We start from the raw sequence: 22,327 nt of genomic DNA on the forward strand, positions 1-22,327 counted from the left end.
GACGCCGCCCTGAAGCTGGCGTGGCCGGTGCTGGAGATCCCGCCGAAGAAGAACCAGCAGTCCTCGGTTGACGAGGTTCGGTAGACCTTTGCCCAGTACCGGGCCCGAACGGACTCGTTGGCCAGCCAGGACATCCACTCAACGGCCGGTATACGGACCGGCGTTGGCTCGCCAATGAGGGAAAGTTGCTCGTCAACGTGAACGGGCCCGGACCCGTTCACCGCCGCGAGCGGGAAGAGTCCGGGCCCGATGTCGTTGTTAAGCGGCATCAGCCCGGCTGCCGTCCGCCGTGACGACCGGGGCCGGGGTGCCCGAGGTCGAGGAAGCCGCGTCTGCCACATCCGCCCGAGGCTTACGAATTCGGGTAGTGCGGGGCCGCTCGGCGCGGGCTCGCAGCGATTCGATGATCTCCTTCGCCCGAGCGGCGGTAACAGGCTTCGCCTCGCGTTCCAGCTCCTCCGCCGGGACACCCAGCAGTTCCGAAACCAACTCGGCATCGTTGTCGAACAGCCGCAGGACTACAGCAGCAGCCTCCCGTGCCGTGACGTCGGCTTCCTCCTTCGCCTTGGCCGCCTTCACCGCAGCCTCGCGTGCAGTCAGCGCGTGCTCGGCGGCCATCTCCCGCGTCCTCGCCTTCACCGCTTCAGCAGCGCGAACCCGCCGCCGCAGCTCCGACGCGCTCACCGGTCCTGCCGAATTCGTGCTCACCCATGCCCCCAGTTCTGTTCGAAGTCAGTGCTTGTCGTGCGCACCGTAGGCACAGGTCCGCGGACATCTCGAACCACGCCTTCGTTGGGTGCCGGCCAGAGCGAAAGGCTGCCTCCGGCGGGTCCTCCTCGGAGGGGGTGGGGGCTGGTTGGTCGGGTGCGGGAGCGTTGTGGTGGGGGTGAAGGCGGGGTTCCCTCCTCGGCCGGACACCCCAAGGGGCGTACCAGGAACCCGGACACGGTGTCCAGGCCGAGCCGCTGCGCGGTCGCTACGCGAGCCAGGACACCGCGCCCGGAACCCTGGTACGGCGGAGCTGTCCGACCGAGGAGGGAACCCCGCCCGGGCCCGTTGTGGCCGGGCCCGGCCGGGCGGGTGCGGGTCGGCGGCACGGGAAAAGGGCAGGTCAGAGCATGTATCCGGGTTGACCCAACCCCTAGAACGTGGTTTAATTAGTGATATCGGAAGGGGAGGGCAACCCCCGACCGGCACACGGCGGGCCGACCGGCCGCCGACAACCTCTCTCACCAGGAGAACGAACGTGAGCACCACGAAGCTCGAAACCATCCGCGCCCTTCTCGCTAAGGCGGAGGACCCCCGTACTCCGGAGGCGGAGGCGGAGTTGGCCCGGAAGCGGGCGTTCGAGATGATGGCGAAGTACGGCGTCGAACAGGCGATGCTCAGCGACGCCAACCCGGCCAGCGACGGCCCGACGGACCGCAAGATCGTTCTGGATAACCCGTGGGCGATGGAGCGGGTCCGCCTCATCAACCGCATTGCGCTCGCTCTCGGCTGCGAGCTGATCCACCTTGGGCGGGACGGCAGCGGCCCGGCACGCCGGGTACACATCTTCGGGTACGCGAGCGATCTTCAGCGTGTCGAACTGCTCTACACCTCCCTTCTTCTCCAGATGAACAGCGGACTGGCCGCTCAGTCGGTCCCGCCGGGCCAGGGTGCGCGTGCCTGGCGTCGGTCCTGGCTTCTCGGCTTCATCAACCGGGTGGGCGACCGCATCGAGGAGGCCGAGCGCGGCGCACGCGACGAGGCCAGGGGCGAGACCACCGCCACCGGCCGCAGTGCGGCCCTCGTGCTCGCGGACCGCAAGGTCGTCGTCTCGCGCAGCTATCAGCAGGCGTACCCCCGTGCACGGAAGGGGGGCACCACCACCATGACCGGCAACGGGTACGGAGCCGGATGGACGGCGGGAAGCCGCGCCGACATCGGCGGTAAGCGGATCGGCCGCACTGCGGCCGGGTCCATAGCCGCGTAGCCCCATTGCGGCCGGGGGCGGCCGTCCCCCGCCCCCGGCCGCCGAGTCCGCGACCTACCCCAGGAGGCATGACCGTGCCCGCTCGAAAGCCCCCGGCCACCCCCGCCCGCATCCTCACTGCCGCCGCCGACCACATCGAACGCGTCGGGCTCTACCAGGGTGACCACCTCTGGCAGCCCGGCCGGATGGGCGACACCGCCCCGTGCACCGTGCTGCACGCATGGGAGCGCGGCGTGCGCTCCGTCCGGCCCCGCTGGTCCGTACGCGGTGAACCCTGGAACATCTTCCAACGCGCCCTGTTCGACTCCCTTGTGGTGCTCAGCAACCAGGTCAACGGCCGTCCCGTGTCCGGGGTCCGGTGGCGAAAGCTGCGGCTCACGGAGGACGCCTACCGGCGCGCCCTCCTGTGGTGCTGGGGGGACGAACCCGAGCGGACCACCGCAGAGGCCGCCGCCATGATCCGCGCCGCCGCAGCCCTGCACCCGAGTGACGGCGATCACAACCTCCCCGGTTGCCCCACCCTCAAGAACATGGTTTAATTAATGGTGTCGGAAGGGGGAGGGCAACCCCCCGACCGACACCGTCACCGGGCCGAACGGCCCGAAGAACTCTCACCAGAAAGAGAAGGATCGATGACGAACACCAAGACCCAGGCCGGCGTCCAGACTGCCCCTGCCCCGTGGCCGACCCTCTCGGTCGCCGAGCTGGCCGCGTACCCCGGCAACGTCCGCGACATCGAGGCCCCGGCCGATCTGCTGGCCGACGTGAAGGACAACGGCGTCGTGGAGCCGCTGTACGTCGTGCTCACCCACGGCGACGTGCCGCAGGTCATCGACGGGTTCCAGCGACTGGCCGCCGCCGTCGCCGCAGGGCTGGAGGCCGTGCCGGTCACCCCGCGCCCCGTGATCCGGATTGACGCGCTCACCCCGCACCCGAAGAACGCCCGCGAAGACCTGGACCTCAACGCGCCGTTCGTGGAATCGCTCCGCACCGAGGGGTGCCGCATCCCCGTCAAGATCCAGCGCCTTGACGGCGGAGTCCTTCAGGTCAACGACGGAAACCGCCGCTACCACGCCGCGACGGACGCGGGCCTTACCCACCTGCCGTACGAGTGGGAGGACGACGACCGCGACGCGGCCGGACAGTTCCTCGACATGATCACGACCGCTCAGCACCGCAAGAGCCTGAGCACTTCCGAGGTGAACCAAGCCATGTTCAGCGCGGCCGAGGCGGGCGCGCCTCTGGGCCGCATCGCCAAGGCCGCAGGCGTGCGGCAGAAGGACGTCAAGACGCTGGTCAAGGTCCGGTCCGACGAGAAGCTGTCGGCCGTCGTCAGCGGCGCGAGCAGCTACGAGTGGACGTTCGAGCACCTGGCCGCGCTGTCGGAGTTCGCGGACGACGCCGAAGCGCTCGCCGCGATCACCGAGGCCGCCGCCGACGATGACGCCGACGAGGGAGACGTTGACTGGGCCATCGCCGTCGAGCGGACCAAGCGCGACAAGCGGACCAAGGCCGAGGCCCACCGCGCGGAGCTGGAGGCGGCCGGGCAGAAGATCCGGGACGCCGAGGAGCTGTCCGAGCGCGCCATGCCCGTGTGGCGACTGCGCGGCATCAGCACCGAGGAGCACGCCGACTGCAAGGGGTTGGTGTGGGTGTTCGACGACCGGCGGGCAGACCGGTACGAGCCCTACTGCTCCGCCCCCGGCCTGTACGGGCACACGGTGCCCGAGGGTGCCAGCGCCAGCGGCGGCACGATGACCACCGCCGACAAGGAGGCTGAGCGCGCCGCCCGCGCCGCCGTCAAGAAGGGGAACATCGACTGGGACGCGGCCGAGGCCCTGCGCCGGAAGTGGATCACGGACCTGATCAAGCGGCGCAACCTCCCGAAGAACACCACCAACACCCTGATCGGACACGTCAATAATGCTCTCCTGAACGGCAGTTGGGGTATCTCCGACGACCTGAACAAGGAGGGCACCACGGAGATCCTGGCCGGATTCCTGGGGCTGAACGCCGAGCAGGCCAAGGACCGGGGCAGCTTCGCCGGGCACGTCGCCAAGGACCCGCGCCGGGCCCCTCAGCTCCAGTTCGCCGCCATCGCCGCCGTCCGGGAGAAGTGCGCAAACCGGTCGGCGTGGCGGACGGACAGCCAGCACGCCCCGTGGACGCGGAAGCCCACCGGCCGGTGGTTCCAGGTGCTCGCGTCCCTCGGGTACCCGCTCACACCCATTGAGCAGTCGGTCGTGGATGAGGAGCCCTACGACCCGTCGAAGAAGAAGCCCCGCGCCGCGATCACGTCCGGCAGCGAGCCGGAGACCGAGCAGGAGCCCGGCACCAACGAGGAGGCGGGCGAGCCGGAGGCCGAGGAAGCCGACGACCCGGCCAGCGACGACGAAGCCGCCGCCTAACCACCTCAGCCGCCCGACGCCGGGGGCGGGAACCGCCCCCGGCACCCCCAGGAGCCCCACAGTGACCCGTACAGCTCTGTTCGACACCCACGCCGACGACCACGGTTGCGGATGCGTCCCCGCCCCCGCCGAGCCCGACCCCGGCACCACCGCCGACATCATGCAGGCCCGCGCCATCGCGGGCGGACTCGCAGAGTTCGGCATTGGCCCCGCCCGCTGGTCTGCCGCCTACGACCACCAGGCCGCCGCCGTCGTCCTGCGCGTGGACACCCCGCGCGGACTGTACGCGCTCGCCATCCCGGCCCCCGGCCAGCCGTTCCCCGTCCGCCACCGGGGCGAACGCATCGGTGCGCTGGACTGCCGCCGCACGTACGGCACCGCCGACAGCTACACCGCCGCCCTGTTCGCCGCGTTCCTGCGCGACCGCGCCGCACTCGACATCCCCGGCCGGGATGCTTGCCCCACACCCCAAAACATGGTTTAATTAATGGTGTCGGAGGGGGAGGGCAACCCCCTTCCGGTCCCACGGGCCGCCAGCCGGCCCGACCCCGGCCGTACGCGGAGGGCAACCCGCCCGGCCGGGCGCTCGATTCCTCTCTCACCAGCAGGAGCACCCACGATGACCAGCGCAGCCATGCGGTTTCCCATCCCCGCCACGGCCCAGGCCCGCGTCCGCCAGCTTGTCGAGGCCACCAACGCCCGCGCCGCCGTCCACAAGCTCACCGCCTACACGCTCGACGTCTCCGCGCCCTTCCTGGCCGACTACCACGACATCGACGGCCGCCTGATCGGCAAGCGCCCCACCGTCACCGTGACGATCTCCGGTGACATCCCCCGTCACCACGGCTGGACCGTCCTTGCCCGTCTGGACCACGACGAGGAGGGCGAGACGATCACCAGCCTGTTCCCCGGCCTGCCCGAGCAGGACGCCGAGGCCGTGCGCGGATACCACGCCATCGCGAACGTCTGTCACGGCTGCAACATCGCCAGGCACCGTACCGCCACCTATCTCGCCCGCCACGAGAACGGCGAGATGCGGCAGTTGGGCACCACGTGCGTTGAGCCGTACACCGGACTGCCGATCAAGGGCCTTGAGGCCCTGTGGCGGTTCGGCACGCTGAAGGACTCCGATTGGGACGGCGAAGAGGGCGGCATCCCGGCCGATCTCCGCGTCCCGGTGGCCGAGGTCCTGCGGGTGACCGCCGCCATCGTGAACACGGAGGGCCGCTTCTACAGCCGGTCTGAGCAGTGGAAGAACACCCAGCCGACCGCCGACGGCGTCGAAGCGTACTTCTTCGACCGCAAGGCCCCGATGGAGTGGCGGGCCGCCATCGACGCCGACCCCGACGCGCCGACCACCGCCGCCGCCGTCCGGGCGTGGGCCGTCCAGGGATACGGCAGCCTCTCCGACTACCGACACAAGGTGGGCCAGCTGGCGAAGGGCGAGACCGTTGACCCGCGCCACCTGCCGACGCTCGTGTCCGCCATCGCGGGGTGGTACCGCGACCAGGAGAAGGAGGCCACCGAGCGGGCCGCCCAGAACAGCAAGCCGCAGGGCACCGTGGGCGAGCGCATCACCACCCCCGCCACCGTCACCACCGTGATCGAGCTGGAGGGCCGGACGTACGGCTACCAGACCCAGCGCCGTCGACTGGTGAAGTTCCAGGACCCGCAGGGCAACGTGTTCGTCTGGTTCAGCAGCGCCGCCGACGTCCCCGACCAGGGCGACGAGGTCGAGCTGACCGGCACGGTCAAGGACCACAGCATCTACGGCGAGACCGCACAGACGGTTCTCACCCGGTGCCGCGTCGCCGCACGCGAACCGGTCGCCGCGTAGCAGGCCCGGCCGGGCGGGAAGCACTGCCCGGCCGGACCCCGGCCGCCGGGCCGTGGGGTGGGCGGCGTCGAGCCGCCCACCCCACGCTCCGCCCACCGCCGTCCGGGCCCGACCGCGTCGGCGGCCGGCCCCCACTCACTGGCCCCCGTACGAAGGGCGTCCCTCCGGGACGGCTCAGCCTGGCCCGGCTCGCAGCCGGCCGGAGCGTCCGGGCCGCAGGCGGCCCTCCCGCTCCGTCCGGACGCTGGGCCGAAGGGCGTGCCCTTCGGGCACGACGGCACTGTCCGTCGCGCTCCGCGCGACCACGGGCGGCACCCGTACGACGAGGCCACGGCTCGCCGCCGCCCGCACCGCTGAGACACCCGAGGAACACCCCCATGCCCGAGAACGCTTGCGCCGTCCGTCCCCAGGCCGCCACGGCAGGAGAACCGTCTCCGCAGACGTGCATCCAGGTCGCCAGGCAGGCCGCGATCCTCGCAGTCACCGCCGCCGACGACGCCATGACCGCCGCCGACGACGCCATGACCGCCGTGTGCCACAGCTGATCGGGCGCCACTGCCCGCCTGGAGGTGGTCATGCGCGCTGCCCACAAGGAAGCCGTCGAGGCCGAGCGCCACGCCGACCGTGCGGAGCAGTACGCCGACGACCCCGCGATGCCAAGCAGCGCCCCGTTGTACTGCGCCCGCCAGGCCGTCGACCACGCCGTGCGTGCTCAGTCGGCCGCCGGGGTCGAGACGACCGCCGCCGACCTGCGGGCCGAGCTGGAGCGGAAGCTGACGGCGGCCGAGTACGCCGAGCAGGAGAGCGCCCGCCGTCAGCAAGAGGCCGAGCAGGAGGCCGAGGAACGGGCGGCCACCGGCATGGACCAGGAGAACCCGGACCGCGCGGCGAGGAACCGGTATCTCGCCCAAGGGCATGTTGCTGAACTCGGCTGGACGGCGGGACACGTCCGTGTGATGGAGGCCGCCGAGTCCGGCCGTCTGTACTGGCAGGGCGGACGGGCCCGGCAGGCAGCACGACGTGGCGTCTGGGACGGCGGCCGGCGGATCAACCGCGAACGGACGCAGGCCCTGTGCGCCGCCCGATTCCTCGTCGCCGTCCGCCAGGACGACGGCACCCGCACCCTGATCCCCAGCCCGATGGGCCAGGTTGCCCTAGAACTCGCGCGACTCCACCCGGCGGGTCTGCAACGCACCGACCGGGAAGCCTACGAGGCGCGGTTCGCCAAGGTTCGGCGACGCCACAAGCGCCGCGACGACCAGAAGGCCGCCGCCCGCCTGCTGCCGCCGCTCGACTCCAGTGCACGGAAGCTCTACCGGAGGCCGGTCACGCTCACCGAACAGCACGAACGCGCCGAGCGCGAAGCCGCCGACCGATGGGAAGACGAAGGCGGCTACTGCCCCGCGGTGAAGGTGCCGAACGCGGCAGCCACCCCAGCCGAGCAGTCCTCGATCCCGACAAGGTCATGGTCGAGCGGGAAGTCCGCCGTGCAGTCCACCTTGTGGTGAACGGGATGCCGGCCAGAGCGAAAGGCAGCCTCCGGCGGGTCCTCCTCGGAGGGGGTGGGGGCTGGTTGGTCGGGTGCGGGAGCGTTGTGGTGCGGGTGAAGGCGGGGTTCCCTCCTCGGCCGGACACCCCAAGGGGCGTACCAGGAACCCGGACACGGCGTCCAGGCCGAGCCGCTGCGCGGTCGCTACGCGAGCCAGGACACCGCGCCCGGAACCCTGGTACGGCGGAGCTGTCCGACCGAGGAGGGAACCCCGCCCAGGCCCGTTGTGGCCGGGCCCGGCCGGGCGGGTGCGGGTCGGCGGCACGGGAAAAGGGCAGGTGTCCGTTCCCAAGAGATCTGGATCGAGGAGGTGTCTCTGACCTGGGACTTGTCAGTTCTGCTGGGACGGGTTGGAAGCCGGGCGGCCCAGTGGATCTGGACGTTGCTGCGCCTGCTTGAGCGCGAGCTGAGACGGTCCCATTTGTTCTGTCGGACGGTATGGCCGTGGCCTGGTGTCTTTCAGTTCTGGTGGGACTCATCCCGTAGGGCGTCGTAGTCGTCCGGCGTCGTCACCAGCATCAGTGATCGTCCCAGGGAGTCAGTCCAGCGAAAGAGGGCGTCGTTGTAGAAGGTGTGGGAGTGTCGATTCTCTCGGAGAGATGGGACGTTGAGCCGGTGCTCGGCTTCTGCGTAGACGGCGTCGATCGTGCGCCGGTGCTGGCTTAGGTTCACCCATTGGCGAGGTGCCCGTCGTGCTCGCCAAGCAGGGTCGGCCACCATGCCGAGCATGGTGACGAACTCCGGGTAGGTGGCGATGAACTCCCGCTCGTCGACGCGTCGCCTGATGATGTTCTCGTAGATGGCCTCCTTGGGCGGGAGTTGCGCGAGACGGTCGTTCCAGCGTGAGAGCAGATGGGGCTGCTTCTTGTTCAGAAGCCAGGAGCGGACCATGTGCTGCGCTTCCTTCGTCGCTGCTTCCAGGGTGTCGGGGAAGCGGCGGGCGATTCGCCGGTGCCGGTGTTGAGCGGTGACAAGTTCTGGAAGGTGGCCGACGCGGTATTGGCGGTTGCCGTCGAGCCAGATGCCGTGTCGGCGGCAGAGCTGAAGATCGGCGGGGCGATGCGCGAGGACTGGTTCGGTGATTCCACGGCGATGCATGCAGTGCGAGCACGCGACGTAGAGACGCCGCCGGTAGCGGATCACCTCGCCTCCGGTACGCGCCTCAATCCGGGAGACCGCTGGCAATAGCATCCGAAGGGTCTCGTGAGGGAGACCCGTCAGGAGTGCCAGCCGCGGCAGAACCATCGGAGTCCAGCGCCATAACGTGTCCGTCCGCTTGCCGATCAGCGCATTTTTGAATGGGGTCAGGGTTTTCGCCAGTTGGCCCGACGTCACGTGGTTGGCGGCGGCGAGGCGATGCAGATACCAGCCGAAGACCTCCCCGTGGACAGGCGGCAGAGGAAGGGGCAGGAGCCTGACCGGGGCTTCCCAGGGCTCCATTGCTCAGGCCGCCTTCGGCCTGCGGGCGTATTTGGCTCGGGGGTGATCGGGCCGGGTCTTCTGGACAGCGTGGTCGAGCTCGATCTCGTCGAGCATGCGCTTGGTGATCTTTTCCGTGCCGCTGTCGATGGCGTCGACTGCGGCTTCTCGGATGAGCTGGGAAAGACTGCCGATCAGCCCGCCAGTGCGCTCGTGGAGGTAATCGGTCATGGCGACCAAGGTGCCGGGACGATGGGCCTGTAGTCGCAGGGAGTCCTCCATCGTCACCACCAGGGCCTGCCAGCTCTCCTTGTCCGCGCGATTCTTGTGGCCGAAGGGCCGGGAGGGGATGACCGTATAGCGGCCGGCGATCTGCTGTCCGCGCGTGCCCTGGAACAGGCTGCTGGTTTCGACGTCGAGACCAGCGAGCACGAAGGTGGCCGCGATCCGTTCCGAGAGGTACTTGAGCTGATCGGATGCCTCAGCTCCATTGCGGGTGGTCAGGTCGAGGTTGTGGATCTCGTCGACCAGGACGAGTGTGGTGCCGAGCTTGCCGAGCAGATCACAGACGGCGTTGGTGATCTGGACCTGGCTCATGCGGTGTTCCAGCGGGATGCCAAGGAATCGGGCGAACTCGCCTGCGAGCATCTTCGGGGTAGCCGCCGGGGGGACGGTGACGAAGACGACCGGCAGTCCGCCGACGGTGGTGGGGTTGCGCCGCCGGGTGATCTGTTCGACGTTCTTGCCCAGCTGGGTGATCGCCGTGGTCTTGCCGGTGCCGGCCGAACCGGACACGATCAGGCCGCGACGGGCGGAGACCTGGTGCCGGTTGAGCACGATGCGTTTGCGGCCCGTGGTGACGACGCCACGGATCGTGGGAGTGTTCACGATGACGGATCGTGTGTGGTAATCGATCCGCGCTTCCCTGTAGGACTCCGACTCGTCCTCGTCCAGGACGGTGCCGGACGGGAGCGATGGCGGGGGATCAGGGTTCTCATCGACGAACGCCCGCCAGCCTTCCTTCGTGGTCAGCGACATCTGCGGGTTGGCGATGTCCGGTGGCGGAGCCTCGCTCACAGGCGACTCCCGTCGGTGAAGGCATCGAAGACGCCGAAGGGAATGACGCTCGATGTCTGCTCCGGGACGGTGGCCTCGTCCTCGGCGTCTTCAAAAGCTGGTGCCTGCGGCAGCGCAGGGACGGACCGGGCGGGCTCCAGGGCAGCGCGGGTGCGGGCCGCGATGCGGCGGTCCGGCCCGCTTTCCGCCCGCGTCAGCAACTGGTCGACTGCGATGGCCACGGCGGCTTGGTTGGTGTCGTCCTGGCCCCGCATGGCGAGCAGGTCCCGGGCCCGGCGCCAGGTGAAGTCCGCGAACGGCGCGGAGACCAGGTGCCGGTGTGTCCACGGAACCGTGATCCACTTTCCGGTGCGCGCGTCGCGTACCCAGATCTGGGACAGGTCGTAGGGGTCGTAGTGGACTTCCCAGAGTCCGCCCTTGGCGGTCACTCCTGAGGAGCGGCGCCGCAGCGGGTTCAGTCCGGGGCAGTTGTAGGTGCGGTGGTCGACGCGGATGCCGTAGTCGTTGACCGAACGCCAGAGTGCTGGCAGCAGTTCCAAGTAGTCGGGGCCGCTCAGCGGCATCGGCAGGTAGCCGGTGCGGGAGACCAGCAGGGCGTATGCGTCATTGGGAGACATCGGCCGGCCCGGTAGGAATGGGCTGCGCAGTCCTTCGTGTGGCCGCTGCTGCCAGCAGGCCACGATCCATTCCTGCAACAGGTCGTCCACTTCCGCGAGCGTCCAGACGGCCTCGACCTCGGCCCCCCGGCGGGTCGTGTTCGAACCGGTGTAGCCAGGGATGTGCTGGCAGAACAGCGTGTTGATCGAGGAAAACGTCCGCTCGACGATTCCCTTGTCCGTCGGGGTCGCCGGGCGGGACGGCTGGACGGAGACGCCCAGCGACCGGCAGGCGGTCAGGAAGGTGTTGGAGACGAACACCTTCCCGTGATCAATGCCGATCGTCTCTGGCACGATCACCGGCTTGGCGGCCGCTTGCTCCAGGCGCGCGTCGAGCTCCAACAGCCTCTGGTGGGGGATCAGCGTCATCGACATCGCCAGTGCTTCCGACCAGCCGGGCCGTAGCGGCTCCGGGACCAGCATCTTGGCCAGCAGCAGGGCGGCGTCCACGGCCTTGGTGCCTGCTGGTCGCAGCACCGCAGCGCAGATCGTCCTCGTTGCCACGTCGACGGCGATCGTGAGTTCCGGACGTCCGCTCACCCCGTCCTCCAGGACCACCAGCACGTCCAGTGGTGTCGTGTCGATCTGCACCATCTCGCCGGGGCGGCAGGCCGAGGAAGGGGTGAACGCTCCTTGCGGGCGGCGAGCCGCTGACCTGCGGGACGTGGCCTCGCCGAAAGCATGCGTGCCCTCGCTCATCGCCTCGACGAGCCGGTAGAACGCCGACTTCGACGGCATCGGCACCGTTCCCGGGCCATGGCGCTCAGCCAGCAGCGCCTCCACTCGCCGACGCAGCCGGCCGCGGGTGCCGGTGGACTCGTTCGTTGTCGAGGCGAGGATCTCCGCGATGGCGGAGACCACCCGGTCATCGGCCCGACCCGTCGGCGAGGACACCCGAGTCTTGCGGTGATCGACCAGCCCCCACAGGCCCTGCTCGCGGTAGCGCCTGCGCATTCGCTGCACGGTTCCCGCACTCGCCTGCCATCCGATAGCCCGTAGTTCCGCAGCCTTGGCCGCCACTCGCTCTTCCACTGTGTGGCTTGCCGGGTCGTATTCAGGGCGAGGTGGAGTCGTGGGGTCAGCATCCAGTGGCTTGCCGAACTCCACCTCGGTCACATGGCTTTCCCAGGCCGCCGCCTTCTCCGCTTCCCGCTCCGGCACGATGTCCAACAGCGCGAACGGCGGCATACGGCCCTGATCGACACCCTGGCCGATCAGCTCAAAGCCTTCGGAGGCCAGTAGGTGGGACAGCAACACCAGACTCGCCGACCCGGCTTCGTCGAGGAGCCGCACCGTCGTCCCGGACAGGCCGACGACCGCGTGCAGCCGGTCATCCAGGCGCACTTGATCCCCAACCCTCAACGCCGCCCGTGGCCCTGGGCGCCCGCTCACCGGGTCGCCGCCGGCGACACCAGCGTGGCATCCGACAGAGGCCGTGACAGATCGGCGGCCAGCCGTCCCAGCCAGAGCAGATGGAACACCGCTGGCAACACCGTGATCGGATCGCCGAGCAACGCAGCCTGTGGCACCAGCGGCGAAGGCGCCGAGAACAGTGCCAACAACCGGGCCGCGAGCCCTTCGTCGGCCCCGTGCCGCGGATGCCGGTATCCCGCCAGCCAGCGAACGTTCACCATCCGCACGGCGTCCACCTCGCCAACAACCCGGTAGCCCCACCCCGCCACCTCGCAAGCTGTGCGCGTCGCGGCGAACTTGGCTGCTGATCGTGAGTCGATCCGGTCCAGCGGCCGACAGTCCACCACCAGCCCCCGCCCGTCCTCGAACCGAGCGAAGTAGTCCGGAGCGTGCGAGATGCGCTTACCCCGCTCGTCCTTCCAGAACAGCCACAGAGGCTGTGACAGCAGCCCCGTCACCTCCGGCGTGAAGTCAAGCAGCATCGCGTGATCCCGCTCCAGCCACGACTCGAACCCCACGTGCCCGCCTGTCGTGGCCGACCAGTACAGGCCCGGGAAGTTTCGCTGGCCGCGGTACGACGGGAACCCGCGTACTGGCAGACCTGCCTCAAACTCCACCGAGAGCACATCCGCCAACGGTCGCCGATGCTCACCCTCGGCATCCCGCCATCCGACCTCAAACTGGTCCACGGCTGGCAACGCCTGCTGTGCTGTTCCTTGGGCCCCCATGTGAACCACTGTGCAGAAGCGGCGGGAACGAGAGGAAGGAATGGGACCAAATCCCCCATCCGAGTGATCGGCCGAAGATCTCTCGCGGCAGGAAGGCCAACGCCGCTGGCACGCGGCGAAATTGAGTAGGCGTCCGAGCTCAGCGGCCCCTACGTTCGGCCGCATGACAGACGAATGTTTTGGACATCCACGGCTCGCCGCGATCTACGACCCACTCGACCCCGATCGCGGCGATCTCGACGCGTACGTCCAGATGACGGAGGAGTTCGGGGCACGTCAAGTGCTGGACATCGGCTGTGGAACAGGCGTGTTCGCGCTTCTGCTGGCTGAACGCGGGATCGAAGTCGTGGGTGTCGATCCCGCTCAAGCGTCCATCGACGTGGCCCGAGCCAAGCGGGGCGGCGAGCGAGTGCGCTGGATCTGTGGCGATGCCACGACACTTCCGCCGATGCGGGCCGACCTGGCAACCATGACCGCGAACGCCGCCCAGCAGATCCTTGATCCGCAGGCATGGCGCGAGACCCTGCGTGGCGCGTACGAAGCACTACAGCCTGGTGGCCGTCTGGTGTTCGAGACCCGGGACCCAGCCAGACGTGCCTGGGAGGAGTGGAACCGCGAAGCCTCATATCGCGTGACGGAGATCCCGGATGTCGGCCCAGTCGAAAGCTGGGTCCAAGTGATCGAGGTGAGCGAGCCGCTGGTGACGTTCCGCTGGACCTATGTGTTCGCTGCCGACGGGGAGGTAATGACGTCGGACTCCACCCTGCGCTTCCGCGAGCGGCAGGAGGTCGAGACGGAGCTGATCGCGCAGGGGTACGTGGTGGAGGACGTACGCGACGCGCCCGACAGGCCGGGCAAGGAGTTCGTCTTCGTCGCGCGACGTCCGTAGCTCAGCCCACGAGAGACCTCGCCGCGCAGATTGATTGGGACTCGATCACTTCGCCGAGCAGATCCAGCGGGAACCCTCACAAGCACTGGGAACGGACAGCAGGTCAGAGCATGTATCCGGGTTGACCCAACCCCTAGAACGTGGTTTAATTAATGATGTCGGAAGGGGAGGGCAACCCCCGACCGGCACACGGCGGGCCGACCGGCCGCCGACAACCTCTCTCACCAGGAGAACGAACGATGAACACGCCTCTCACCGTTGCAGAGCTGGCCCACCCGATCGCTCTCGAACTCGGCGGAAACTGGCGACCGCAGCCCGCGCGCCACGGCGTCCAGGAGCTGGACCACGCCGCCACCTTCACCCACATGGACGGCCGACAGCTTCACCTCTCCGAGCGGTTCGATGACCCCGGCCACCTGCACATCCGAGGGGCATTTCCTGCCACCGACTACCCGTTCCGCAGGGGCGAGCGCGACACCGTCCGAGTCGCCATGAACGAGGACCCGGCAGACATCGCGGCCCGGATTGCCGCCGACCTCATCCCCGTGCACCGTGACGTCCACGAGCGGGTGAAGGAGCACAACCGCGCACAGGCCGAGATGCGCCGAGACGTCGAGGAGGCCGCACGCGATCTCTCGGCGCGACTCCCCGGAGCGCGGACCCGGGTCGACGGCACAACCGCCTTTGTCTACATGAATCTTGAGCCGGGAGAGGTCCGTATTGGACTCGACGGCGACACTGTGAGCCTCGTACTCAACGACGCCCCCCGGATCATCGCCGACGCCGTCGTATTCGCGGTGAGTCGATTCCTTCCCCACGTTCAGACCCCCGAGGGTGAGCGCGGCGAATACGTCGATGGATATGCCCTTTAACCTCCCCCATGCTTCCCGGCGGCGCGCTCCCGCAGCGCGCCGCCCTCCCCCTCACGCGGAAAGGCACCACGATGAGCGCCGACATATTCATTATCGAGCCGCAATGGATTGTTCAGGCCCCGCACCTCCGGTGCACCCTCAAACGCGCCCTTGCTCTCCAGGCCACACAGAATGTGTGGTCCGGCACCGAGCACATCAACAACGCCGTGGCGATGGTTTACGGCGATCAGCTTCCGGACTCCGGTCGATGGGAATTGACCCGGTCCCAACTCTGCACACTCAAAATCGCCATTGAGTGGCGCAGGGCCAAGCGCGCGGCCAGCGACAAGAAAACCGCCCCCGATGTCCTCGAACACTGGACACAGATAGAGGATGAGGTGATAGCCGCATATCGGGCCGTGAGTAACGAAGCAGGGTTGTACTGGATTTAGAGGGTTGCCAATCACCCAAGAACATGGTTTAATTAGTGGTGTCGGAAGGGGGAGGGCAACCCCCCGACCGACGTCGTGGGCCAGCCGGCCCCGGCCGATTTCTCACCAGGAGGACCGCGACATGCCCCGTAAGCCGAAGATGACCGACGAAGAGCGCCGGGCCTACTCCGCCAAGATGCGCGGCGAACTCGAAGCCGTCATGGATCGCGCATACGGCGCGATGGTCGGCAGTGAAGAATTCTGGGCCGCCGTCATGCGCACGGCCGCGAACCTGACCCACCCGGACCGCGACGACCGCAGCCCCACCAACTGCATCGCCATCGCCGCCCAGTACCCCAACGCCACCCACGTACTCAGCTCCGGAGACTGGCGAAAGGTCGGACGCTTCCCGGCCAAGGGGTCCACCTCCCTCCGCATCTGGACGCCGATCAAGCGGCGGACCGAAGGGGCTCAGGAGGCCACGGCCGCAGCCGCCGACGGCGGGCAGCGAGACGCCGCCAGCGAGGCCGCCGAGGGCGAGACGCGCAAGGTGTCCGGCTTCAAGGCCGGGCCGGTTTTCGACATCAGCCAGACCGACGGCGACGCCTACGAGCCGCCCGCCGCCGCCCCGCTCGCCGCCGAGGTCATCCGCGATGTCCTGGTGAACCAGTATCGCGACCAGTACCACGAAGACCCCGAGCGGGCCGGAGGGTTCGACTTCACCCAGGACGCCCCCGACAACGCCGTCCGCATCCTGCTGTACGGCCACGCGTGGCGACGCATCACCGAGGAGGATGCCCCCCTTCCCGGCCAGCACGCGGCCGAAGTCGCCTCAGCCGCCCACGTCGCCGCGCTCATCCTGAACGTCGCCCCGGGCCCCGCCGTCATGCCGCCGCTCGCGGGCATCATCACCCAGGACAAGAAGCCCCCGGTGCACGAGTCCGCCGTCCGGGTCATCGAGACCGGCCGCGCCATCGCCCGCGCCGTCACGATGGCCGCCGAGCGCCGCCGCGAACTTGCCGTGACCGGTTGACCCAGACCTAAGAACATGGTTTAATTAATGGTGCCGGAAGGGGGAGGGCAACCCCCCGACCGACACCCCCGCCGGGGCCGACCGGCCCCGGCGGAATCTCTCACCAGATAGGACACGACATGCTCACCACCGACAAGAAGCCCACCGTCCAGGACTTCCCCACCGCGACGCTCGTGATCGGCGGACCCTGGTTCCGGGGCCACCAACTCGACACCCGCCCCGCCGTCGTCGTCGGCCCGTTCGGCGGCCCGGAGTTCGCCGACGAGGCCACCATGTCCGTGGTCTGGTTCTTCACCCTCGGCGCCCCGCAGCCGGGCGACAGCGTCCAGGCGATGTTCCCGCACGAGCTGACCCCGCTGGACGACACGTTGACCACGATGCACGGCGACACGTTCCGCGACATCGTCCGCAATCTGCGACGGGGACGGTTCGCCTACGACGACGGGGACGCGCTCCGCGCCGCCGTCCGTCAGGCGTGGCGCGAGCGGACCGGACTGGCCGACGCCGACCCGGCCGCCCGGCACACGCTCCACCGCAGCTGACCAAGGCCCCGCCGGTCCGGGGGAGGGCAACACCTCCGGACCGGCAGGCCCCCAGCACCCCAGCGGACACCCCTTCGGGGCGGCAGGACAGGTCCGGTGCGTTCACCGCCGCCGGCCGACTCCGCCGCAGGCGGCTCCGCCGACCGACGACGGGCACCGGACCGCAGCGGACGCGCCCCGCGGGGGCGCGACAGCCCCTGTCGTCGCGCAGGCGCGACGACCCGCGAGCCGATCGTCCCTCACGGCCCGCGCCGGTGGTGCAGCGCCGCTGCCAACGCACGGTCCGCCCTGCGGCCGGACCACAAACTCTCACCAGAAAAGACCAGTTCAGTGACTATCGAGATCACCCACACCCGCCGAGAAGGAACCCTGATCGAGGGGACCAGCCGGGGCGACGGATCGGCAGAGATCCTGCGACTTCGCGAGTACGGCCGCACGCAGCGCCAGCCCTTCCGCTGGAGCCGGAACCTTGACTGCTGGTACCTCCCGCACAGCCGCGACCACGCCACCTACACCCCCTCGCTCGAACTCCTCGCGCAGCGACTCCGAGACGCGGGCTTCGAGGTCACGCTGACCATTGACAACGCCGACCGCCGGAGTTTCAGCGAGGCCGAGGAGGAGCGGGAGGAGAAGGCCGAAGGCCGCGCGGATCGGTTCGGCGGGTACGCCGCCAGCGCCGCCCAGTCCTCCGAGGCCGCGTGGAAGACGAGCCACGACATATCCGAGCGGTTCGCCTTCGGTCAGCCGATCCTCATCGGTCACCACTCCGAGGGTCGCGCCCGCCGCGATCACGCGCGGATGGACGACACGATGCGCAAGAGCATCGGCGAGAGCGACCGCGCCGCCCACTGGACCGGCCGGGCACAGGCCGCCGCGAACTACCAGCAGTTCAAGAAGGACCCCGGCCGCACGCTCCGCCGTCTCGACAAGCTGCGGGCCGACCTCCGCGCGGTCGAGAAGTGGCAGCGCGGCGAGTCCGCCAAGGGGTTTTCCCGGAACCCGGCAGACCCAGAGCTGGAGATCGAGCACCAGGAGCTGACCGAGGAGATCGCCCACTGGGAGAAGGTCATCAAGGACGCCGAAGCCGAGGGCTTCAAGGTGTGGTCGAAGGCCGACTTCACCCGCGGGGACTTCGTTCTTTACCGCGGTACCTGGTACGAGGTCCTGCGGGTCAACCCGAAGTCGGTGACCATCCCCCACATCCACAACGGCACCGGCAAGCGCATCGTCCGCGCCACCGGCAACCGGCACGACGACTGGACATGGACCGCCCCCTACGACGACGTGTCCGGCCGCAAGAGCGCCGCCGAGATGCAGCAGCCGCCCCAGGCCGAAACCGCGGAACAGCACGAGCAGGCTGAGCAGACCGCGCCGGTCGAGGAACCGGTACCGGCGGCGAAGCCGACTCCCGCGGCGGCCCCCGCCGCAGGTACGAACTGGCAGGACAGCATGGCACTTGTGCTGATCGCCTCCAAGGGCTCCAGCCGCTCCCGCAAGCGGCGTGCCCTGTGGGCGATGACCCGCCGCGAAGCACAGGCCGTGTGCGGCGACCCCCGCACCTCCGGCCGCTCCTACATGCTCACCTGGACCGACCGGCCCGGCACCGAGGGCGCCGACTGGGAATGGGTCCCGGACAACGGCAGCCACGCCCCAGTCCTCAACGAGCTGGGCATCACGCCGCGCCGCGAGTGGATCGCCGCGCCGCAGGCCCCGGCCGCCGAAGCCGCGTAACGACGCCCCCGCCCGCCCCGGCGGCCGAGCGTGCCGGGGCGGGCCCCTCTCTCACCAGAACAGGGCACCACCATGACCACGCAACTCCTCGAACGACCCGCGACCATCACCGCCCCCGACACCGAAGCGGGCAGGCTCATCGTCCCCGCGACCGCAGGCACCACCACCGTCCCGACGTACCGCGTCGGCACCCCCGACATCCAGTGCCGATACCCCGTGATCGTTGGCGAAGACCAGGTCATCGGCCGCGCCTACCGGTGGCACCGAGACTGGCTCGTCCTCACCACCGCAGGCGAACGCAACCTCCGCCGCCCGCCCAAGGGGACCCCCGGCACCGACATGGCCGCCGCCCATCTCGCCGAGGAGTACGCCGCCGGTCGGATCGGCACCGTGCCCCTGGAACAGGTGCTCGCCGAGGCCCCCACGCCGTTGTGCGGGCCGGTGCCCCTCCTGCACCCGCGGATGCCAGTCAACGATCGCAACATCGAAGGCGCGCAGGTCGCGTTCGCGGGACTCCGGGCCCACCACTGGCGGGCAGTCCTCACCGGGTTTCCCGGCAGCGATAACCACTGGTTCCTCAGCTGTGAACTGTGCCCGTGGGAGGGCCCGAAGTTCTGGTCGCACCTGCGCGGGCGCAACGGAGAGCCGCCGAGCGCGCGCCGTCACAAGGGCGGGTGCATCGGAGAGGACAAGGTCCGCCGACTGATCCCCGCCTACCACTAGCAGCCCGACCTAGGGGCGGCGGCAGCACGCCGCCGCCCCTGCCCTTCCCGAAGGACAGCACCGTGCCGACCCGACACACCCCCGAAAGCATCGTCATCGCGGACACCCCCGCCGCCATCCTGGAATGGGCCGCCCGCCACGTCGAACACGTCGGCATCCACCAGGGCCCGCGCCTCTTCGACGGTCCCGGCCGTACGGCCACGTTGCCATGCTGGCCGCGGGGCGCACTCCAAGTCGCCGCCGGCCACGGGCGGGGAGCCGCCGGCCGGACGTACGACTGGGACCGCATCGACCGCGCCCGCGACCAGGCGTTCGCCATCCTCGCGGAAACCCTCGCCGGTCACCCCGTCGCCGCCGACGACCCCACCGCCGCCAAGGCCCTGCACCGCGATGTCATCGACCGGTGGAGCGCCGAGCCCGGCCGTACTGCCGCCGACGCCGCCCGCGCTTTTCGTACCGCCGCCGCTCGCGCCGAGTACGCCCTGTTCTGACCCCCGACGCCCGCCAGAATCCCGAGCCACCGAAGGCCCACGCGATGGACGAGACGACAGAAGACCGCAGCACCACCAGGACACCGAGCCGCCGAGGAGCCGCCACCCCCAGCCGGGACGGCGTCCACCGACTCAGCGTTCCCCTCCACCCCCGGCTCAGCGCGACCGAGCTGATCCGCGTACTCCTCGCGGCCCCCGGGGAAACTGACCTCTCCGCCCTCGACCCCATACAGGTCCGGTCGCTCATCGCAGACGTGCTCACCAAGCACGGCTATGACGTGCTTGACCGGTCGCCGTACTACCCGGAGCTCGACCGCCACCAGGACGCCCGCCGCGCCGTGCGCCGTGCGTACGGGCCGCGGTTCCTCGACGCCCCCGACGAACAAGCCGTGCTCGCTGACCCGCTCCGCGAAGTGCTGGCCGCCGGAAGCAGGACGTCGTGACCGCCACCGTCGCCGAGCCGATCGGAGCACGGGCACGGCAGACGTACTACTGGCGAGTGCGCAACGCACGGACACGCCACCGGCCCGAGAGCGCGGCCCAGGCGTGGCACATCCAGCCCGGACATCCCGGCGGCGCGTACAGCGATCTCGGCCACGAACTGGACCCGCCCGCGCGCCACACCCCGACCCTGCTCTCCCGGAGCCGGCTGACCGGCCGCCGGGGGGAGAAGCAGGAGTTCCGCGGCGGGTGTCTCGCGTGCCAATGGGAGGGCCCCGTGCACTGCGGCGACGGGTTCGGGGACGGTGACAACGAGGCGGTGGAGGAGGCGCACGACCATGCGTTCCCCGGCTGGAGGACGCTGCCGCCGATCACCACGGTCGAGGACCGATGGGCAGTGCCGCGGAGCCGGAGCCGCTGGGCTCAGCTCACCGCCCGCTACCCGGCGGACTGGATCGACCAGGGCGCTCCCGTCGTGGCGTGGAGCCGGTACCGCCGTGAAGCGCACGTTCCGCCGCACGGGAGACGCCCCCGCTACGAACTCCGCGTCACCCGACCACCGAGCAGCCGGCGCCACCGCCCCGCAGATCAGGGGGCCCTCTTCTGATGACCGCCGTCCGCCGGAGCAGGGCCCCACCCGCTCAATCCAAAGGTGGTTTAATTACTTCGTTACCAGCGGAGCGGGCAACCTCCGACCGGCCGTGCGTCCCACGGGGCGCCACGCACCCCAGACAACAGATGACGGCCAGCGCACAAGGGCAACAAGGCGCTGGCCGTCGGTGTCTCTCACCAGAAAGACCACACCATGCTATGTGACCGACACCCCGACTGTCCCCAGCCAGGCGACATCGCCCAGCTCAAGGGGGGTAACAGCATCGGCGCTGATCAGGCCGACACCTTCGTCATCGTCGAGGACTTCCCTCCGACCGGCCGACACCTCGTGCTCAACCGGCCCGTCGACCACCCCGGCCGCGCCGACTGGGCCGCCGCCGTTCCCTTGGCCGACATAGCCACCCTCACCCGGCTCGAACCGGCAGGCACCCGTACGTGGACGCCGGCCCCGGACCCGGACGACATCCAGTGACCGCGCCGAGCGGGCACGACCCCGACCAAGAACAGGAGACGACCGTGTCTTCCAAGACCGGCCGCACGCTCTACTCACGCGCGGACCTACGCAAGGTCCACGGCATCAGCGAGCCGACCCTTCAAAACCTCTGGACCGACCGGGAGAACAACGGGCACCCGCCCGTCGCGGACACCATCGACGGCGTCATGCACTGGGACGGCGACGCATGGGCGACGTGGCACCACGAGCTTCAGCGGCAGCGCGCCGCCGCAAACACCACCAACCCGCCGAAGCTCGACGGCGACCCCGAAGAGATGGTGGGCCCGGCCGAGGCGGCGAAGATTTGCGGGTTTGCCGACTCCGCCACCGTCTCCCACTACGTTAAGAACCCGCCAGAGGGGTGGCCGGCACCGGACGACTGGGACGAGCTTCCGACCCGGCGCCGCCCGAAGTGGAAGCGCTGGAGGCTGTGGCAGTACCTCGCGGACCGCAAGGGCCGCGGGCACGCCGGCGGACGGCCCACCGGCCGCCGCGGACTGGCCTACCCCTACCAGGGAGATGAGCGGCTGACCCTTGCCCGGCAGGCCATCGCGGCGAACCCCGGGGCGAAGAACGCCGACCTGATCCCCGAGCTTCAGGGGCAGACGGAGAAGACCTACTCCCGCCCGACCTGGAACCTGATCCTCAAGTCCGCTCGCGAGCACCCCGAGGAGTGACCCGTGCCCGACACCCGCTGTCCGCGCTGCGGCGGCCCGCTCGGTGAACGGCCCGCCCGTTCCCGGCTGACCACCGACCGCGAGGTCTTCATCTGCACCACGTGCGGTACGGAGGAAGCCGTGCGCGAAGCGCAAGGTCAGGCGCCGGTGCCCTTCGGCGAATGGCCCCTGACCACATAGCCGTCGGTTGAGAGGCCACACGGCGAACGCGAAGGTCCCCGCTCCGGAGCGGGGACCTTCGTCATGTCACCAGGTGCTGGCGGGTCGGGCAGGGCCCAACCAAGACCGCTCGCCCCGACAGCAGGCCGACGGATCAGCGGCTACGGGCCCTCCGCCGGTCGGGAACCCGAT

At 69.6% G+C, this 22,327-nt stretch carries 25 protein-coding genes; 20 read left to right on the forward strand and 5 right to left on the reverse strand.

Translation table 11 applies throughout. The annotated features are described in order from the left end of the window. Window positions 1-258 precede the first annotated feature (258 nt). Entirely contained in the window at window positions 259-618 is a 360-nt protein-coding gene (locus P8A20_RS24790) for a hypothetical protein (RefSeq protein WP_146224273.1), read from the reverse strand. A 628-nt stretch (window positions 619-1,246) separates the two neighbouring features. Here P8A20_RS24790 and P8A20_RS24795 point away from each other — a divergent pair. From P8A20_RS24795 to P8A20_RS24825, 7 genes are all read left to right on the forward strand, one after another. Beyond that, window positions 1,247-1,975 carry a DUF2786 domain-containing protein gene (locus P8A20_RS24795; protein ID WP_181396874.1) on the forward strand — a complete coding sequence of 243 codons (729 nt, stop codon included), beginning with the start codon at window positions 1,247-1,249 and terminating at the stop codon, window positions 1,973-1,975. Between the two features lie 74 nt (window positions 1,976-2,049). Then, window positions 2,050-2,514 (forward strand): DUF6197 family protein, encoded by a 465-nt coding sequence (locus P8A20_RS24800; RefSeq protein ID WP_202077017.1) that lies wholly within the window; start codon window positions 2,050-2,052, stop codon window positions 2,512-2,514. A 93-nt stretch (window positions 2,515-2,607) separates the two neighbouring features. Then, window positions 2,608-4,383: a ParB/RepB/Spo0J family partition protein gene (locus P8A20_RS24805; RefSeq protein WP_109881764.1), complete on the forward strand. Its 1,776-nt coding sequence runs from the start codon at window positions 2,608-2,610 to the stop codon at window positions 4,381-4,383. 61 nt (window positions 4,384-4,444) lie between these two features. Beyond that, complete coding sequence (locus P8A20_RS24810; protein WP_109881765.1) at window positions 4,445-4,867, forward strand: hypothetical protein; 423 nt, start codon at window positions 4,445-4,447, stop codon at window positions 4,865-4,867. A gap of 135 nt (window positions 4,868-5,002) precedes the next feature. Next, window positions 5,003-6,220: a hypothetical protein gene (locus tag P8A20_RS24815; protein ID WP_236057213.1), complete on the forward strand. Its 1,218-nt coding sequence runs from the start codon at window positions 5,003-5,005 to the stop codon at window positions 6,218-6,220. A 377-nt stretch (window positions 6,221-6,597) separates the two neighbouring features. Then, window positions 6,598-6,765, forward strand: a complete 168-nt coding sequence (locus P8A20_RS24820) for a hypothetical protein (protein WP_181396811.1) — start codon at window positions 6,598-6,600, stop codon at window positions 6,763-6,765. Between the two features lie 30 nt (window positions 6,766-6,795). Further along, window positions 6,796-7,728 (forward strand): hypothetical protein, encoded by a 933-nt coding sequence (locus P8A20_RS24825; protein ID WP_109881133.1) that lies wholly within the window; start codon window positions 6,796-6,798, stop codon window positions 7,726-7,728. A gap of 500 nt (window positions 7,729-8,228) precedes the next feature. On the opposite strand, the gene P8A20_RS24830 is transcribed toward P8A20_RS24825, so the two are convergent. The 4 genes from P8A20_RS24830 to P8A20_RS24845 all read right to left on the reverse strand — a co-directional run bounded on the left by P8A20_RS24830 (window position 8,229) and on the right by P8A20_RS24845 (window position 13,023). Next, a complete protein-coding gene (locus P8A20_RS24830; RefSeq protein WP_306103742.1) occupies window positions 8,229-9,209 on the reverse strand; it encodes a TniQ family protein in 981 nt (326 codons plus the stop codon). Between the two features lie 3 nt (window positions 9,210-9,212). After that, window positions 9,213-10,265 (reverse strand): AAA family ATPase, encoded by a 1,053-nt coding sequence (locus P8A20_RS24835; protein ID WP_306103741.1) that lies wholly within the window; start codon window positions 10,263-10,265, stop codon window positions 9,213-9,215. Beyond that, on the reverse strand, window positions 10,262-12,214 hold the full coding sequence (locus P8A20_RS24840) for a transposase (RefSeq protein WP_511104014.1): 1,953 nt from the start codon (window positions 12,212-12,214) through the stop codon (window positions 10,262-10,264). Before P8A20_RS24840 ends, P8A20_RS24835 begins: the two co-directional genes overlap by 4 nt. A gap of 95 nt (window positions 12,215-12,309) precedes the next feature. Continuing rightward, window positions 12,310-13,023, reverse strand: coding sequence for a TnsA-like heteromeric transposase endonuclease subunit (locus P8A20_RS24845; protein ID WP_306103740.1), 714 nt, complete (start codon window positions 13,021-13,023; stop codon window positions 12,310-12,312). 202 nt (window positions 13,024-13,225) lie between these two features. On the opposite strand from P8A20_RS24845, the gene P8A20_RS24850 reads away from it, so the two are divergent. From P8A20_RS24850 to P8A20_RS24910, 13 genes are all read left to right on the forward strand, one after another. Next, entirely contained in the window at window positions 13,226-13,951 is a 726-nt protein-coding gene (locus tag P8A20_RS24850) for a class I SAM-dependent methyltransferase (RefSeq protein ID WP_306103739.1), read from the forward strand. Between the two features lie 239 nt (window positions 13,952-14,190). After that, on the forward strand, window positions 14,191-14,823 hold the full coding sequence (locus tag P8A20_RS24855; protein WP_109881132.1) for a hypothetical protein: 633 nt from the start codon (window positions 14,191-14,193) through the stop codon (window positions 14,821-14,823). Window positions 14,824-14,894: 71 nt separating this feature from the next. Next, window positions 14,895-15,254 (forward strand): hypothetical protein, encoded by a 360-nt coding sequence (locus P8A20_RS24860; RefSeq protein WP_055643609.1) that lies wholly within the window; start codon window positions 14,895-14,897, stop codon window positions 15,252-15,254. A 121-nt stretch (window positions 15,255-15,375) separates the two neighbouring features. Further along, window positions 15,376-16,266, forward strand: a complete 891-nt coding sequence (locus P8A20_RS24865) for a hypothetical protein (protein WP_109881131.1) — start codon at window positions 15,376-15,378, stop codon at window positions 16,264-16,266. A 119-nt stretch (window positions 16,267-16,385) separates the two neighbouring features. Then, window positions 16,386-16,808, forward strand: coding sequence for a DUF6409 family protein (locus P8A20_RS24870; RefSeq protein ID WP_181396810.1), 423 nt, complete (start codon window positions 16,386-16,388; stop codon window positions 16,806-16,808). Window positions 16,809-17,138: 330 nt separating this feature from the next. Beyond that, window positions 17,139-18,539, forward strand: coding sequence for a DUF3560 domain-containing protein (locus P8A20_RS24875; protein WP_109878234.1), 1,401 nt, complete (start codon window positions 17,139-17,141; stop codon window positions 18,537-18,539). Window positions 18,540-18,611: 72 nt separating this feature from the next. Continuing rightward, a complete protein-coding gene (locus tag P8A20_RS24880) occupies window positions 18,612-19,262 on the forward strand; it encodes a hypothetical protein (RefSeq protein WP_055643613.1) in 651 nt (216 codons plus the stop codon). A gap of 62 nt (window positions 19,263-19,324) precedes the next feature. Beyond that, window positions 19,325-19,753, forward strand: a complete 429-nt coding sequence (locus tag P8A20_RS24885) for a DUF6197 family protein (RefSeq protein ID WP_109879024.1) — start codon at window positions 19,325-19,327, stop codon at window positions 19,751-19,753. Between the two features lie 44 nt (window positions 19,754-19,797). After that, complete coding sequence (locus tag P8A20_RS24890) at window positions 19,798-20,196, forward strand: DUF6181 family protein (protein ID WP_109879025.1); 399 nt, start codon at window positions 19,798-19,800, stop codon at window positions 20,194-20,196. After that, window positions 20,193-20,801, forward strand: a complete 609-nt coding sequence (locus P8A20_RS24895) for a DUF6349 family protein (protein ID WP_109879026.1) — start codon at window positions 20,193-20,195, stop codon at window positions 20,799-20,801. Before P8A20_RS24890 ends, P8A20_RS24895 begins: the two co-directional genes overlap by 4 nt. A gap of 198 nt (window positions 20,802-20,999) precedes the next feature. Continuing rightward, on the forward strand, window positions 21,000-21,278 hold the full coding sequence (locus tag P8A20_RS24900; protein WP_109879027.1) for a DUF6211 family protein: 279 nt from the start codon (window positions 21,000-21,002) through the stop codon (window positions 21,276-21,278). Window positions 21,279-21,322: 44 nt separating this feature from the next. Next, window positions 21,323-21,976: a hypothetical protein gene (locus tag P8A20_RS24905; protein WP_230883019.1), complete on the forward strand. Its 654-nt coding sequence runs from the start codon at window positions 21,323-21,325 to the stop codon at window positions 21,974-21,976. Between the two features lie 3 nt (window positions 21,977-21,979). After that, window positions 21,980-22,156 (forward strand): hypothetical protein, encoded by a 177-nt coding sequence (locus tag P8A20_RS24910; protein ID WP_181396643.1) that lies wholly within the window; start codon window positions 21,980-21,982, stop codon window positions 22,154-22,156. The last annotated feature ends 171 nt before the right edge of the window (window positions 22,157-22,327 follow it).

The organism is Streptomyces sp. Alt3 (assembly GCF_030719215.1).
Taxonomy (GTDB): domain Bacteria; phylum Actinomycetota; class Actinomycetes; order Streptomycetales; family Streptomycetaceae; genus Streptomyces; species Streptomyces glycanivorans.

Bases quoted from the DNA above. Each gene is read 5' to 3' on its own strand.
- P8A20_RS24790 (WP_146224273.1), bottom strand. From the start codon at position 618: ATGGCCGCCGAGCACGCGCTGACTGCACGCGAGGCTGCGGTGAAGGCG.
- P8A20_RS24805 (WP_109881764.1), top strand. From the start codon at position 2,608: ATGACGAACACCAAGACCCAGGCCGGCGTCCAGACTGCCCCTGCCCCG.
- P8A20_RS24815 (WP_236057213.1), top strand. From the start codon at position 5,003: ATGACCAGCGCAGCCATGCGGTTTCCCATCCCCGCCACGGCCCAGGCC.
- P8A20_RS24820 (WP_181396811.1), top strand. From the start codon at position 6,598: ATGCCCGAGAACGCTTGCGCCGTCCGTCCCCAGGCCGCCACGGCAGGA.
- P8A20_RS24825 (WP_109881133.1), top strand. From the start codon at position 6,796: ATGCGCGCTGCCCACAAGGAAGCCGTCGAGGCCGAGCGCCACGCCGAC.
- P8A20_RS24830 (WP_306103742.1), bottom strand. From the start codon at position 9,209: ATGGAGCCCTGGGAAGCCCCGGTCAGGCTCCTGCCCCTTCCTCTGCCG.
- P8A20_RS24850 (WP_306103739.1), top strand. From the start codon at position 13,226: ATGACAGACGAATGTTTTGGACATCCACGGCTCGCCGCGATCTACGAC.
- P8A20_RS24855 (WP_109881132.1), top strand. From the start codon at position 14,191: ATGAACACGCCTCTCACCGTTGCAGAGCTGGCCCACCCGATCGCTCTC.
- P8A20_RS24860 (WP_055643609.1), top strand. From the start codon at position 14,895: ATGAGCGCCGACATATTCATTATCGAGCCGCAATGGATTGTTCAGGCC.
- P8A20_RS24865 (WP_109881131.1), top strand. From the start codon at position 15,376: ATGCCCCGTAAGCCGAAGATGACCGACGAAGAGCGCCGGGCCTACTCC.
- P8A20_RS24870 (WP_181396810.1), top strand. From the start codon at position 16,386: ATGCTCACCACCGACAAGAAGCCCACCGTCCAGGACTTCCCCACCGCG.
- P8A20_RS24880 (WP_055643613.1), top strand. From the start codon at position 18,612: ATGACCACGCAACTCCTCGAACGACCCGCGACCATCACCGCCCCCGAC.
- P8A20_RS24890 (WP_109879025.1), top strand. From the start codon at position 19,798: ATGGACGAGACGACAGAAGACCGCAGCACCACCAGGACACCGAGCCGC.
- P8A20_RS24900 (WP_109879027.1), top strand. From the start codon at position 21,000: ATGCTATGTGACCGACACCCCGACTGTCCCCAGCCAGGCGACATCGCC.